Raw genomic sequence first — 14,545 nt, 5'->3', positions numbered from 1 at the left:
TGACGCGGCGCGTGGGAACAAGAGAGAATATCAATATTTTCCGCCTTTCGGCTATCCATGGTTGTAATGCCTTTAAATCCATAGTAAGTTCTAAATTCATATAGGCCTGCCATAGCGGGAATAGAACCTTTATCAAAGGAGATAAACAATGAGTGGAAGAATCATCATGCGTACCGGCGAAGCTTTGGTAGCTGGCGGCCCTGCAGGCACTGCGGCGGAACCGGAAGTTATCATCGGCGAACTGGATGGCCCAGTGGGTACGGCATTGGCGACCTTAACCGGCGATCAGGTACAAGGCCATAGCCGGGTGTTTGCGATTTTAAATACCGACATTCAGGTTAGACCGGTGACTTTGATGGTCAGCAAAGTGACGGTTAAAAACAGTCGCTATACCAATATATTGATGGGCACGGTTCAGGCAGCGATTGCCAATGGGGTTCTGGATGCGGTACGCGCAGGGGATATTCCTAAGGAAAAAGCCAACGACTTGGGCATTATTTGTTCAGTGTGGCTAAATCCCAGTGTCATTAAAGATGACAACCTAGATCACCAGATTTTGTTTGATATCCACCGAAAAGCGATGGCGATGGCCATACATAAAGCCATGACCAATACGCCGGATATCGATTGGTTATTGGAAAATCAGGACAAAATCACCCATAAATACTTCCAAATGGGTTTGGACGGTAAAATATAAAATAATGTTTTGGTAAATCCCCCCTATTTCCCCGCAACCAGCGCGCAGCCGCAAAATTTCACACAGAACAGTTTATTGGGTTTTTACTGCGATGTTTATCAGTAAAAACCTCGCAGGCCACTCGTAATCCCCCCCTGTATCAGAGGCTGTTGCAAAAGCCGCCTCTCCTCGCGGGAGAAGGAATAGTTTTACCTTTTACGACAGCCTCTATCAAAGGGGGCTAATTGAATTTTCCTTGGATTGCTATCCGGGTAAGTGTGGCGGCTGTTGCTTGGCAGATTCATCGCCAATGGGTTGGTTGCTGACTAGAGTACTGGCCGCAACCGCTTCGGAAACCACGCGCACTTCCAGCGGTCGACTAGTATCCAAATGGATGTCACGTTGAGGAAAAGCAATCACGATGCCGTGTTCACTTAAGCTTCTATTGATCATAAAACGCAAATCACTGGCGATGGCTTTCCAGGACACATCAACCTTGAGTTGCACCCAAACATACAAACCAAACAATAAGCTATCATCGCCAAAATCTTCGAATAACACTTGAGGAGCCGGGTTTTCCAAAACCAGTCCATGTCTATTGGCCTCTTCAAGCAAAATTCGACTGGTTTCTTTAGTAGATGAGCCATAGGCAACACCTACTTTTATCACGGTACGTATGACTTGATCGCTAAGTGTCCAGTTGGTGACATTCTGTTCAATGAAGGTACTATTGGGAATAATGGTTTCAATGCCGTTGGCATCCAGGATATTCGAACTACGTACACCAATATCGGTAATCCGTCCCCGCACGCCGCCCACTTCTACTAAATCTCCCGGCCTAAATGGGCGCTCGATTAGCAACATCAAACCACTGATCAAATTTTTAAGCAGATTCTGCATGCCAAAACCGGCACCGATAGCTACCGCACCACCCATAAAAGCAAATACTGTTAAGGGTATCCTCACCACCAACATGCTAATGATGACTAACAATAAAACTTCCAAAAAGAAAATCCAGCGTGTGGCAATCCGTGCCAAACTGGCATCCAGATTAAAGCGTTTCACGGCAACAGCTTCAGCATAACGAGAAAGCTTTAAAGCCATCCAGTAACCAATGATCAGAATCGCTAATGCGGTGACAACCTTACTAACAGTGACGCTGTTTTGGCTGACAAGGTGCTGTCCATCAACCTCAATTGTGTCTTGAATCGCAAACAATTCGAAGGACCAAACAGCTGCAAAAAACTCGCTGGTTGAAAACAGTGCGTCTTCAAACGTGTCTTGTAACGACTTCACTGCAAATTTTACGTCCAGATCGGCTTTAAAGCGTGCTAATAGGTTTTCTGTTGACTCAACTACACCTAGCAGGCGCGAATAAGAAATTACTTGGTCAAAATCAGGTGCTGCTGATGGTTTGGCTAAGTCTTGTGGCGCTGTCACCTGTTCAGCAATATTGTTATTGGCTTGATCCGTCAATAACGCTATGGTTTGTCGGCGATGAAGAAGGATGTATTGGTAAATAGTCTGCAATATCCCCTGATGTTTTCTGATCAGAGCATAGGCCTCACTAGCTTTTTTACGATCAGATATCTTGGCATATGCCCAACGTTGCGCCCATATTTCCTGCTGTAGATCCAGGTAACTCAAAATCCTATTTAATACCTGCAATTTAATATCTATATTTTTCAAACTAATGAAATGACTCTGTTGCAATGTTGTAGATTCAGAATCTAAACCTGCAGTATTTTGCCGTTTGCTGACTTCGAGTTCTTTGATAGCCTGCTGGATTTCAGCATGGATACGCTGTTTTTCTTTTTCGATACGGACATAGACCTGATCCGCTTCTTCTTTAGTCAATTCGACTTTGCCGGATACATACGCGAGTTGTTTATTAGCAAGCAGCAGTCTGGCGCGGGTTTCCAGTGCAGATTCATGCTTGATTCTTATTTCAATCTGAAAAACTAAAGCTCTGGCCAAATTAAGTTGATTTTCCAATTCGAGTTGATCACGCTTACGTCTTAAACCAGCTTGCTGCTCTGAACCGTCTTTGGCGTGTTGCAGCGCCTCATCTGCCTGTCTAAACTTAATATTTGTAGCCTGGATCATACTTAGTAGATAAGCTTCGACTTGGCTGTCAACACTATCAAGGGATTCAATTTCATTGATATTTTTGTTGAGCCTGGCTACTGAGTCTCGCAGATTGTCAGCTAATAAAAATGATGGGGATAACTGGTCTTCAAAGCCTACCCAATTTGAGGCTTCTTTTTCATAGGTAATACGGTTGGACTGGCTAAACTTTAAATAGGTTAAACGCTCTAACTGCCCTTCATATAAATAAATCAACTGCTTCAGCAACACTCGGCGCGGGATATTCATATCCTTACCGACCATATCAGCCATATCCTGTACTGGTTCATCAACCGTCGACATTGCTGCCAGTTTCTGTTTAGCAGTAACCAGTTTCTTCTCAACTTCATTTTTAAGCGTGCCAGGATCAAAATCAGCTTGCGCCAGATTTATGTTATCTGAAGATGATTTTTTTAAGCCGTTCAAACCCATCGAGGGAATAGCCGCAGCGGGTACGGCAACAAGCAGTAGCATGAGAAAACCAATTACGCTCTTAAGTAGTTGTCGCCATGATTGGCTCTGCAAAGCGTATTTATCCGAAATGGTTTTAGTCTGGCAAACTGGCATAAGAAAGTATTTGACGATACACATTGAATATACGGTTAATGGGTGAAACGACGTACGAATCAGACTATGTCGACTCAAAGCTGGCATTGCTTGGCGGATTTACAATCACTCCGCAAGTACACCGTATTCTTTACTTGCGGTCAAGCATCACGCATCAAGCCCAATACAACATGCTTGCTGTAAAATGCAATTGTTAGCCAATGACAATTCAGCAAGATATCCATTAAAAGATTACGTACAATTTCGCTTTGGATTAATAGATGCTCCTAAGCGCAAGGATAAATACCTATGCTTTTGCTCGTTGCATTTCACACAAAACCTTAAAAAACCATAACCGCAGCATTAGGCTAACTATAAATCATGAAAAAATTGTTGATCAGCATTCCTTTGGCATTACTGCTTATTACAACCTCAGTATGGGGGACGTTAGCACTTTATTTTGGCGATTCCGAAACAGGATTGCTGCAAATCTGCCTTGCTTCTGCGTTTGGTCTGTTTAGCTTTGTAGCTTTAATCGGTTTATTAAGATCGCGTTGGCGTTACCGCTGGCTATTTGGGCATATGGCTGTATTTATGCTGGTTTTACTGTGGTGGCTGAACATTTCACCTTCCAATGATAGAGACTGGCAAGCCGATGTTAGCAAACTACCTTTTGCCACCATAGATGGCAACAAAGTTACCATGCACAACATCCGTAATTTTGATTACCGTAGTGAGTTTGACTACACGCCGGCCTATTATGATAAGACGTTTGATATCGACAAACTCAATGGCGTAGACCTTTTTGCATTTTATTGGATGGGTCCGGCCATCGCGCATACGATTTTAAGTTTTGATTTTGCCGATCAGGGTTCGCTGGCGGTTTCAATAGAGACTCGTAAACAAAACAATGAAGAATATTCGACCATTAAAGGCTTTTTTCGTCAATACGAGTTGATTTATATTGTCGCCGATGAACGTGACGTAATTCGTCTGCGTACCAATTATCGGCATAATCCGCCGGAAGACGGATATTTGTATAAAGGACTAGGCTCCCAAGTTAACGCTCAACGTTTGTTTCTTGAATACGTTAAACAAATCAATGAACTACACGATAAGCCAACTTTTTATAACACCTTACTGGATAATTGCACGATCGCGATATGGTTTAGAACCATGGTTAACAATGAACACCTGCCTTTTTCCTGGAAAATCCTAGTTAGTGGTTATCTGCCGGAATATTTGTATGAATCCAAGCGGATTGAGCAGCAGAAATCTTTTGCAGAATTACAACAACAAGCGCATATCAACCAACGCGCTCAGGCTGCCGATAAGTCGGCGGATTTTTCCAAACAAATTCGCGCCAGCAGTCCAATTGAACAGGAACCAAAATAACTGCACCATCACTGGCTTACAAAATACATTATTAATACTGGCTTTATATTAAAAGACCACTAAATAACTACATTTATGCTAAATAAACTTTCGTTTTCCAGCAAAGTATTGTTGGCTTTATTATTCGGCATAATTACCGGGATAGTCTTTGGTGAAAGTGTCGCTTGGTTAAATATAGTCGGCACCGCTTTTATAAAGCTACTGCAAATCCCGGTTATCCCATATATATTCCTTTCATTAGTGGTTGGGTTAGGCTCTTTATCGGTTAACCAAGCTAAAGAAATCGCCAAAAAGTTTGGCCTTATGCTGGTAATATTTTGGACTTTGGGTTTATTGGTCGTATTTGCTCTATCACTTTCTTTCCCAGAGTGGCAAAGCAGTCAATTTTTTAATGCCACTCAAATTACATTACCAGCTGAAATTAATTATTTTGATTTATACATTCCTTCCAATCCGTTTAAGTCTTTTTCTGAAGGCACTATTCCTGCCGTTGTAATATTTAGTGGGTTCTTAGGTCTGGCACTGATCAACATTGAAAATAAAGAGTATTTTTTAGCACCCGCAAAAACTTTAATTGATGCATTAAGCAAAATAACCAAAACCACAATTACCTTATTACCTCTTGGAATATTTACACTCTCTGCAGCTGCAGCTGGCACTTTATATCCAGATGACTTTGAAAAACTACAAATTTATTTTCTGCTATTTATCGTCGCAGCTTTAATTTTATCACTATGGGTGATGCCTCTGTTTGTCAGCGCCATTACACCTTTCAAGTATCGAGATATTGTTCAAGATTGCCGCGACATTTTAGTGACAGCTTTTGCGACAGGCAATCTATTTATTTTATTACCCACTATTATTGAAACCTGCAATGATATTTTTATAAAGTATCAATTGCAATCAGAAGAAACAAATAATTACAACGAAATCATTATTCCTGTAGCTTATAACTTTCCGCACCTCGGAAATATATTATCACTATCGTTTATTTTGTTTTCCGCTTGGTTTAACGAGGCAGACTTAGATTATACGCAGAATATAGCCCTGGCTTTTAACGGCATATTTAGCTTGTTTGCCAGCACGCACATCAGTATTCCATTTTTACTGAACACCTTACATATGCCCGCGGATATGTATCAACTGTATCTAGCGGGAGATGTAATTACCAGACGTTTCTCTTCTTTAACTGCAGCGGTTTTTTTCCTCAGCATTACCTTAACCACGACAGCTCTTCTGGTGAATGTAACTCGGTTTAATCTGCGTAGAATTCTGCGATTTCTAGGATTAACTATAGGTATGATTGCGAGTTTTATTCTGATCGATCATTCTATATTTACCAAAATGCTGCCATCACAACAAGATTTAAGCACATCGCTTAGGCAAATGCAGGTGGATTGGGATTCACCTAGTCAGATTCAATATACTTTACCTAAAACTGATCATTTAGGTGAGCATCCTGCCACACCAGAACAAATTATCAAGCGTGGTTATTTACGCATTGGCTTTAATCCGGATCGTGTACCGTTTTCGTATTACAACGTTAACCATAAACTGGTTGGCTTCGATGTAGAAATGATGAATCATTTAGCGACTGCATTAGGTGTAAAATTGGAGTTAATCCCTTTCGATAATCAAAGTAATCTATATGCAGCACTGGATAATTTGCAGATTGATATTGTTATTTCCGGTGTTCAAATCAACGAGCGATATATCAGTAAGGTTCTTTATACACAACCGACTATGACGCTAACAACCGCATTAATAGTGAAAGATTATCGTCAAAAGGAATTTTTAGACTTTAGCACATTTCAGGACAAATCCTTGAAATTGGCCACTCTGGAACATTATCCACGGATGAGTTTTGTTCAGCGTAATTTTCCAGATATAAAAATCAGCAAAATCACCTCAATAAAAGAGTTTTTTGACGCTGATGAGACTGAATTTGATGGATTGATATCCAGTGTTGAAGAGGGCATGACACTTACTATGCTCTATCCTGAATATGCAGTCAGTTTTGACAAAAATCGTATCCATCGATTTCCGGTCAGTTATGCCGTTCATAATCAGAACCTGCTGTTGCATGCCACTCTGAACAGTTGGCTAGATATTCAGCGCACAACTGGACGAAGCGAACAATTGTATCAATACTGGATTGAAGGCCAAGGCGCAGTCAATAAAGCGCCTCGGAGATCAATTATTGATTATTTTAGCCATCAATCCAGCACCACATCGCCTAAACAACAATAGAGAAACCGATTGGATAACTGACTAAGCATAACCAGACCAGCTTAGGAACGCCTACGAAATAACTTCAATACCTCAGCCCTTTCCCGGAGAGAGAGGGCTGAGGTGAGGGAATTAAATGTTCGAGTTAATTCGCGCGCATTCCTTAGCTAACTTTATTCGCTCCCGAGAACTTTCGCCAACTGGGCTGCTGGCACATAGCCTGGCAGAACATTGCCTTTTTCAGTCACAATCATGGGCGTTCCGCTCATACCAAATGCCTCACCCAGTTGCATATGCTCATCGATAGGGTTATCGCACGTTTTAGCTTCCAGTGACTCGCCCTTTTTAGCGGCTGTTAAAGCTTTTTGTTGGTCTGCAGCACACCAAACCGAAATGGCTTTGGTATAAGAATCCGATCCTTTACCGGCTCTGGGGAAAAACAGATAACGTACGGTAATACCCTGAGCTAAATACTGATCAATTTCAGAGTGTAATTTACGACAGTAGCCACAATCGATATCGGTAAATATGGACACCATATATTTACTGGTTTTAGGTTTAAAAACAATCATCTTGTTCTCACCGACTTTTTCCAGTGCCAGTTTGCGAACATCAGCGAGTTTGTTTTCAGTAATGTTTTTCTTTTCTACCGCATCGTACATTTGGCCTTGTAATAGGTAGCGACCATCTTCTGAAACATAAAAAATATTGCCGCCAGCCACCACTTCATACAAGCCTTTGATTTCGGCAGATTTGATCGATTCGATGTTTATGTCAGGCATAAATTCACTTAAGGCTTTCTTTACAGCTGCTTCATCGGCATAGCTACTGCTCGCCAAAAACAAGGCAGCCAAAACCATTAAACGTTGCGTGATTTTTCTCATGGTAAATACCAATATTTTGATTTAAAAGAAACGGAGTGGACTTTGCAATGCAGTATTGGTTCAGGATTAATTAAATAAACGCCCTAAATCAAGGAAGACTGCCAATGCCATTAGAGACATCAGTAATAGCATGCCGAGTTGTTGAAAGTACATTTGTACTCGATCTGAAAGCGGGCTGCCCTTAATAGCTTCCACGGCGTAGAACAATAGGTGACCCCCATCCAGTACCGGTACCGGCAACAAATTCAAAACACCGAGACTAACACTGATTAAGCCTAAGAATTTCAAAAAAGCCGTAAAACCCATTTCTGCGGATTGCCCTGCGTATTGAGCAATGCTAATCGGGCCACTTAAATTTTCTACCGAAGCGGAACCGATAAACATTTTGCCTATCATTTTTAACGTGCTGAAGGCATAAAAACCGGTTTTTTCAAATGCAGCCGGAATAGCCTCGATGGGTGATAATCGGTATTCAACCTGCATACTGCTTATCAATTCTTCAGGAATATCTACCCCAGCGCCAATTTTTCCAAGGAATGTGCCATCGCTCTGTTCTACTTTGCGAGGCGTTAGTAATAACCGGGTTTGCACATCATGGCGTTCGACCATTAATTTGATCAATACATCCGGTCTGGCTTGGACATAATCGACCCATTCTTGCCAATCTGTGATCGGCTGGCCATCAGCACTAAGAATCAAATCACCGGTTTCCAAACCCGCCTGCCTGGCTGCACCATCTTCCGTTAGTTTGCCAATAATTGGCTTTATCACCGGCATCCAGGGTTTTAAACCTAATCGTTCATTTAATATTTCCGGACTTTTTACATCTGCGTCGCTAAGATGAATAACGCGAAATTGTTGCTGATCGTCAGGGGTTTTGATATTGACTACGATGTCACGCTCGCCATCGATCGCTGATGAAAACAACTCATCCAGTGCCATGACCCAGGTCAGGGTTGGTTTTTGATTTACAGCGGTGATTTCGTCACCCGCATGTAAACCGGCTGCCGCCGCCAAACTATCGGCTGCAACTTCACCTAAAACCGGTCTCATGCCTACTTCGCCGACCACCATCACTATCCAAAAGAAGACAATCGCCAGCAGCAAATTAAACACCGGGCCAGCCGCCACAATAGCCGTTCTTTTCCATAAAGGCTGACGATTGAAGGCATAAGGCAAGTCTTCCGGTTTAACTTCACCCTCCCGTTCATCAACCATTTTCACATAACCACCCAAAGGTATGGCAGCGATTACAAACTCAGTATGTTCGGGTGATTTTTGATAGGACCACAAACTTTTACCAAAGCCAATCGAAAAGCGAATGACCTTAACCCCGGTTTTACGCGCCACCCAAAAATGACCTAACTCGTGAAACGCTACCAATACGGCGATAGCCACTGTAAAGTAAAATAGGGTATGCAGGGTTTCCATTAGGCAGCTAAGGCTACAATGACGGCTTTTGCAACGTCACGCGCTTGATGATCGGCTTTTAAAACCAGTTCCAGACTATCGGCGTTATCCGGTTTAAACTGCGCCATGCTGCATTCAATAATCACCGCAATATCTGTGAATTTGACTTGTTCGTTTAAAAATGCCTCTACGGCAATTTCGTTGGCTGCATTCAACACTGTCGGCATAATGCCACCGGCTTTGATTGCCTCGTAAGCTAATCTCAAGCACGGAAAACGCTGTAAGTCGGGTTGTTCAAAATCCATATGCCCTACTTCGAAAATATTTAATGGCGCCACTCCGGAATCAAAGCGTTCAGGCCAGGCCATGGCATGAGCAATGGGTGTGCGCATGTCGGGATTACCCATCTGCGCCAATACTGAGCCATCGACATAATCCACCATGGAATGAATGATACTCTGTGGATGAATCACCACCTGAATGTCATCCGGCGCCATGTTAAACAACAGACAAGCTTCAATTAGCTCCAGACCTTTGTTCATCATGGTAGCTGAATCAACAGAAATTTTCCGCCCCATATCCCATTTTGGATGGGCTACGGCCTGATCAGGGGTAACACTAGGCAGCGTTTCAATAGGCGTTTTGCGAAAAGGCCCGCCAGACGCTGTCAATAAAATCCGCCTAGCCTGTTTCGCTACATGACCCGGTGTATAACCAGCAGGCATACACTGAAAAATAGCGTTGTGCTCGCTGTCGATCGGTAACAATACAGCGCCGGAATCAGTCACGGCTTGCATAAAAATTTGACCCGACATGACCAGCGCTTCTTTATTCGCCAGCAATATGGTTTTACCTGCCTTGGCAGCAGCCAAAGTGGGTAACAAACCTGCAGCACCGACTATCGCAGCCATCACCGCATCGACATTATCAAGTGTTGACACTTGGGTTAAAGCATCAGAACCCGACAAAACTTTGATATCTGATACCGGCGATGCAGCAATACGCTGTTTAAATTCTTCAGCCTTGCTTTCCATCACCACCACCGCATATTCGGGATGATGTGTCAGACATTGCTCGTATAGAGCGTCGATATTACCGTTAGCGGTGAGCGCAATCACTCGATATTGATCAGGATGACGGGCAACCACATCCAGCGTACTAACGCCAATCGATCCTGTGGCACCGAGAATACAAATACCTTTCATGAATACACACTCCGTCCAATCAGGACAATACCTGCATAGAAAAAAGGTGCGGCTGCAATGATGCTATCGACTCTATCGAGTATGCCACCATGCCCAGGCAGCAAGTTACCGCTATCTTTGACACCTTTTCTTCTTTTTACCAAGCTAAAAAACAAATCGCCATAAATCGAAATCAGTACCGTCAATACTGACAAGATCAAGATATCGATCGCCATTAAAATAGCCAATTCGGCACCTTCCGATTCTAATGGGGCCAAACCGAAATACAATCGCAAACCAATCGCACATAACATCGCTGAACCCAAGGCGCCATACATGCCTTGAACTGTTTTACCTGGACTCACTTCAGGTGCCAATTGATCCTTGCCCCATTTTTTGCCGACGAAATAGGCGCTGATATCAGCCACCCAAATCAAAATAAGAAAGTAACACGTCATTTCCGGACCATAATAGGCACGCAATTTACTTAGGAACATCCAGGCTGATAGCAGCACTAACCAGCCTATAAAGGCTTGTAAACGAGGTTTAATTTGGGCTTGGAGTAATTGCGGTGAAGCTTGTCTAATTAAAATCATAGCCAGCAACCAGAATAATACGGGTGCAATCACCAACCATTCCAAGGCATCAGAATAGTCTTTGATTTCCGGCCACTCCATGGCTTCACTCAGAACTTCCAGAAACACCGTCCAATAAGTGACACCCAACATAGGAAAAATCAAAACCAGCATAAATATTATTTTACTGCTGAGTTTGTCGACATTTGTTAATGACAACCATTCCCAGGCTGCACCTAAGGTAACGATGGCAATCAGTACTGAAAAATACAACGAGGTCAATTGAAAAACAGCCCCAATGATGACAGTGGCCAGTACCAATGCGGTTAGAATGCGTTTTACTAACATAATTTATCTTTTATTTATTATGAGTTATGGAAAGTAACTAAAGAATACGTTTGTCTACAATTTGTTCACTGGTATGACCAAAACGCCTTTGCCGGCTTTTAAAGCTATCAATGGCTTTTTGCATCATTTTTTGATCAAAGTCCGGCCATAACATGTCGGTAAAGAAAAACTCTGTGTAAGCCAACTGCCAGAGTAAAAAATTACTGACGCGCTCTTCACCGCCGGTTCGGATAAACAAGTCCGGCTCTGCTAAATCAGCGGTTACAACATACTGACTGATCAATTGCTCGGAAATCGCTTGTTCCTCAATTTCACCTGCTCTGATCCCGGCAACGATTTTTTGTACGGCTTGAGCAATATCCCAGCGTCCACCATAGTTTGCCGCAATTACCAAGGTCAGGCCAGTATTGTTAGCGGTCTGCTGTTCTGCTGCCCGAATTTTTGCCTGCAATTTTTCAGGGAACGCTGCTTTGTCTCCAATGATACGCAAACGAATATTGTTTTTATGCAATTTATCCACTTGCGATTGCAGCGTGCTCATGAATAATTCCATCAGCAAATTAACTTCATCCTTGGGCCTGCGCCAGTTTTCGCTACTAAAGGCAAATAAGGACAGAACTTCGATGTTCTGCTTGGCACAAAATTCCACAATTTTTCTGACAGCCTTAACACCGGCATGGTGCCCCATAATTCTTGGCATCATTCGCTTCTGCGCCCAACGACCATTGCCATCCATGATAATGGCAATATGCCGCGGATTTTCACCGTTTCCTATCAATTTGCTAGCAAGCTCATCAGACATTAGGGATCCCAGGTTGACTACATGGATAACAAATCAGCTTCTTTTTCTTCAAGATGCTTTTCTATTTCTTTGATGTATTGGTCGGTGAGTTTTTGAATTTTTTCTTCCGCTTGGCGCGCATCATCTTCAGAGATCAACTTTTCTTTCAACGCCTCTTTGATAGCCGTATTGGCATCGCGGCGATTGTTTCTGATCGATACCCTACCCTGTTCGGCCTCATTTTTGACGATTTTGACCAAATCACGACGGCGTTCCTCAGTCAATGCAGGTAAGGGAATACGAATCACTGTACCTTGCGTTGCAGGATTTAATCCCAAACCGGATGACATGATGGCCTTTTCGATGGCTTGTATCATACCCTTTTCCCAAGGCACTACTTTTAGGGTTCTGGAGTCTTCAACTGAGACATTGGCCACTTGTGACAACTGTGAAGCCGTACCGTAATAGCTGACACTAATTTGATCCAGTAGGCTTGGATGAGCCCGCCCGGTTCTGATTTTGGTAAAGGCTTTTTGCAGCGCCTCTATGCTTTTTTCCATGCGCGCTGCAGCATCTTGTTGGATATCACTGATCATTTTACTTCCTCACGATTAGAGAGCCGATATCTTCTCCGCGCATCAGACGCATCACCGCTCCCGGTTCAAAAATATTCATAACCCGCATAGGCAGATTGTTGTCACGACATAACACCAATGCTGTTGTATCCATGACGTTTAAACGCTGATCTATAGCTTCGTCATAGGTTAAACGCGGATAAAACACTGCATCGGCGACTTTATTGGGGTCCGCTGAATAAACGCCCTTGACCTTGGTGGCTTTAATCATCAATTCAGCATCAATTTCGATAGCACGAAGGCTGGCCGCGGTATCGGTAGTAAAAAATGGATTGCCGGTACCGGCAGCAAAAATGGCGACGCGACCTTTTTCCAGGTGTCTAACAGCACGACGTCGGATGTAATCTTCACACACTTGGTTGATTTTCAGCGCCGTCATGACTCGCACGGGTTGACCGAGATATTCCAAAGCATCCTGCATCGCCAGAGCATTAATCACGGTTGCCAACATGCCCATTTGATCACTGGTTACTCGATTCAAACCTTCGGAAGCTTTTTCTGCGCCACGCAAAATATTGCCGCCACCGATGACCAAACCAACTTGTATACCCGCATCACACAGGTCTTTAACTTCTTGCGCGAGACGCTGAACGATTTCGGGATCAATACTGCCCCCTGCTTCGCTCATCAGGGCTTCGCCGCTCAATTTAAGTAAAATTCTCTGACAAATTATGTCACTCATAATCGAAGTATCCAAGGTTGATAGGTTAAAGCAAGCATTTCAGCACAGAAAAAACCCGGTAAAAACCGGGTTTGTCAGCAGAGGTTTAGCCTCTTACTTGCGCCATTACTTCTTCTGCAAAGTTTTCTTCTTTCTTCTCAATACCTTCTCCAACTTCAAAACGAGCAAAGCGCAGAACTGAATTGCCTTTAGCCGATAATAATTTACCGACTGTCATACTGTCGTCTTTGATGAACGGTTGCCCAAGCAAAGTGATTTCAGCTAAAAACTTGCTAATACGACCGCCTATCATTTTCTCAACGATTTCAGCCGGCTTGCCGCTTTCTAAAGCTTGTGCAGAAAATATTTCTTTTTCTTTAGCAATCACATCGGCAGAAACTTGATCGTCAGAGACAAATTCGGGCTTAGAGGCCGCGATGTGCATGGCAATATCTTTACCCAATTCAGCATCTTCTTTTGCTAGCTCTACAATAACGCCGATTTTGCTGCCATGCAAATAACAAGCTTGACCGCCTGTTGTAGTGGTGAATCTTTCAAAACGTCTAACGGTGATATTTTCACCTAATTTGGCAATCAGAGCACGTCGGGTTTCATCAACGGTTTGACCATTGGCCAATGTCATGGCTGACAATTGTTCTTCGTTTTCTACATTGGCATTCAGCAATGATTGAGTGACATCATTTACAAAACCTACGAAATCATCGCCTTTAGCTACGAAATCAGTTTCAGAGTTTACATCCACCATGACAACTGTTTTGTTGTCAGCAGAAACTTTCACGCCAATCACACCTTCCGCAGCAATACGTCCGGATTTTTTATCGGCTTTAGCCAGACCTGATTTACGCATGTTCTCGATAGCTAATTCCATATCGCCATTAGCTTCAACCAGGGCTTTTTTACATTCCATCATGCCAGAACCGGTTCTTTCACGCAGTTCTTTCACCATAGCGGCACTAATACTCATTATTTATTTCCTCAAGTTTATTAACTAAAAAAACGCCTCACAAAGGAGGCGTTTAAAAGACTTAAAACCGAGCCTGTTTCATCAGACTCTCGCACACGGCTTACGCCGA

At 43.0% G+C, this 14,545-nt stretch carries 12 protein-coding genes; 3 read left to right on the top strand and 9 right to left on the bottom strand.

The features are described from left to right. The first annotated feature begins 148 nt into the window (after positions 1–148). Positions 149–697, top strand: a complete 549-nt coding sequence (fae, locus tag A1359_RS10095; RefSeq protein WP_066981868.1) for a formaldehyde-activating enzyme — start codon at positions 149–151, stop codon at positions 695–697. A 243-nt stretch (positions 698–940) separates the two neighbouring features. On the opposite strand, the gene A1359_RS10090 is transcribed toward fae, so the two are convergent. Continuing rightward, the gene (locus tag A1359_RS10090; protein WP_066981865.1) at positions 941–3,277 is read right to left on the bottom strand and encodes a mechanosensitive ion channel family protein; all 2,337 of its coding nucleotides are present in this window, start codon (positions 3,275–3,277) and stop codon (positions 941–943) included. A gap of 453 nt (positions 3,278–3,730) precedes the next feature. Here A1359_RS10090 and A1359_RS10085 point away from each other — a divergent pair, with 453 nt between their 5' ends. Together A1359_RS10085 and A1359_RS10080 are read left to right on the top strand one after the other, a co-directional pair. Next, on the top strand, positions 3,731–4,744 hold the full coding sequence (locus A1359_RS10085; protein WP_066981862.1) for an Lnb N-terminal periplasmic domain-containing protein: 1,014 nt from the start codon (positions 3,731–3,733) through the stop codon (positions 4,742–4,744). Positions 4,745–4,819: 75 nt separating this feature from the next. Then, positions 4,820–6,994, top strand: coding sequence for a cation:dicarboxylate symporter family transporter (locus A1359_RS10080; RefSeq protein WP_066981859.1), 2,175 nt, complete (start codon positions 4,820–4,822; stop codon positions 6,992–6,994). Positions 6,995–7,146: 152 nt separating this feature from the next. On the opposite strand, the gene A1359_RS10075 is transcribed toward A1359_RS10080, so the two are convergent. From A1359_RS10075 to tsf, 8 genes are all read right to left on the bottom strand, one after another. Continuing rightward, the gene (locus tag A1359_RS10075) at positions 7,147–7,857 is read right to left on the bottom strand and encodes a DsbC family protein (RefSeq protein ID WP_066981856.1); all 711 of its coding nucleotides are present in this window, start codon (positions 7,855–7,857) and stop codon (positions 7,147–7,149) included. Positions 7,858–7,923: 66 nt separating this feature from the next. Next, complete coding sequence (rseP, locus tag A1359_RS10070; protein ID WP_066981853.1) at positions 7,924–9,288, bottom strand: RIP metalloprotease RseP; 1,365 nt, start codon at positions 9,286–9,288, stop codon at positions 7,924–7,926. After that, a complete protein-coding gene (gene ispC, locus A1359_RS10065; RefSeq protein WP_066981850.1) occupies positions 9,288–10,472 on the bottom strand; it encodes a 1-deoxy-D-xylulose-5-phosphate reductoisomerase in 1,185 nt (394 codons plus the stop codon). Before ispC ends, rseP begins: the two co-directional genes overlap by 1 nt. Then, a complete protein-coding gene (locus A1359_RS10060; protein WP_066981847.1) occupies positions 10,469–11,374 on the bottom strand; it encodes a phosphatidate cytidylyltransferase in 906 nt (301 codons plus the stop codon). The genes ispC and A1359_RS10060 overlap by 4 nt, the downstream gene beginning before the upstream one ends. A 37-nt stretch (positions 11,375–11,411) precedes the next feature. Continuing rightward, complete coding sequence (locus A1359_RS10055; RefSeq protein WP_066981845.1) at positions 11,412–12,176, bottom strand: isoprenyl transferase; 765 nt, start codon at positions 12,174–12,176, stop codon at positions 11,412–11,414. 17 nt (positions 12,177–12,193) lie between these two features. Beyond that, on the bottom strand, positions 12,194–12,751 hold the full coding sequence (gene frr / locus A1359_RS10050; protein ID WP_066981842.1) for a ribosome recycling factor: 558 nt from the start codon (positions 12,749–12,751) through the stop codon (positions 12,194–12,196). Position 12,752: 1 nt separating this feature from the next. After that, the gene (pyrH, locus tag A1359_RS10045; protein ID WP_066981839.1) at positions 12,753–13,472 is read right to left on the bottom strand and encodes a UMP kinase; all 720 of its coding nucleotides are present in this window, start codon (positions 13,470–13,472) and stop codon (positions 12,753–12,755) included. Positions 13,473–13,557: 85 nt separating this feature from the next. Beyond that, positions 13,558–14,436 (bottom strand): translation elongation factor Ts, encoded by an 879-nt coding sequence (gene tsf / locus A1359_RS10040; protein WP_066981835.1) that lies wholly within the window; start codon positions 14,434–14,436, stop codon positions 13,558–13,560. Between the last annotated feature and the right edge of the window lie 109 nt (positions 14,437–14,545).

This window comes from Methylomonas lenta (genome assembly GCF_001644015.1).
Classification (GTDB): Bacteria; Pseudomonadota; Gammaproteobacteria; order Methylococcales; family Methylomonadaceae; genus Methylomonas; species Methylomonas lenta.
This window is presented reverse-complemented; position numbering and strand designations above follow the sequence as displayed.

Bases quoted from the DNA above. Each gene is read 5' to 3' on its own strand.
- fae (WP_066981868.1), top strand. From the start codon at position 149: ATGAGTGGAAGAATCATCATGCGTACCGGCGAAGCTTTGGTAGCTGGC.
- A1359_RS10090 (WP_066981865.1), bottom strand. From the start codon at position 3,277: ATGCTACTGCTTGTTGCCGTACCCGCTGCGGCTATTCCCTCGATGGGT.
- A1359_RS10085 (WP_066981862.1), top strand. From the start codon at position 3,731: ATGAAAAAATTGTTGATCAGCATTCCTTTGGCATTACTGCTTATTACA.
- A1359_RS10080 (WP_066981859.1), top strand. From the start codon at position 4,820: ATGCTAAATAAACTTTCGTTTTCCAGCAAAGTATTGTTGGCTTTATTA.
- A1359_RS10075 (WP_066981856.1), bottom strand. From the start codon at position 7,857: ATGAGAAAAATCACGCAACGTTTAATGGTTTTGGCTGCCTTGTTTTTG.
- rseP (WP_066981853.1), bottom strand. From the start codon at position 9,288: ATGGAAACCCTGCATACCCTATTTTACTTTACAGTGGCTATCGCCGTA.
- ispC (WP_066981850.1), bottom strand. From the start codon at position 10,472: ATGAAAGGTATTTGTATTCTCGGTGCCACAGGATCGATTGGCGTTAGT.
- A1359_RS10060 (WP_066981847.1), bottom strand. From the start codon at position 11,374: ATGTTAGTAAAACGCATTCTAACCGCATTGGTACTGGCCACTGTCATC.
- A1359_RS10055 (WP_066981845.1), bottom strand. From the start codon at position 12,176: ATGTCTGATGAGCTTGCTAGCAAATTGATAGGAAACGGTGAAAATCCG.
- frr (WP_066981842.1), bottom strand. From the start codon at position 12,751: ATGATCAGTGATATCCAACAAGATGCTGCAGCGCGCATGGAAAAAAGC.
- pyrH (WP_066981839.1), bottom strand. From the start codon at position 13,472: ATGAGTGACATAATTTGTCAGAGAATTTTACTTAAATTGAGCGGCGAA.
- tsf (WP_066981835.1), bottom strand. From the start codon at position 14,436: ATGAGTATTAGTGCCGCTATGGTGAAAGAACTGCGTGAAAGAACCGGT.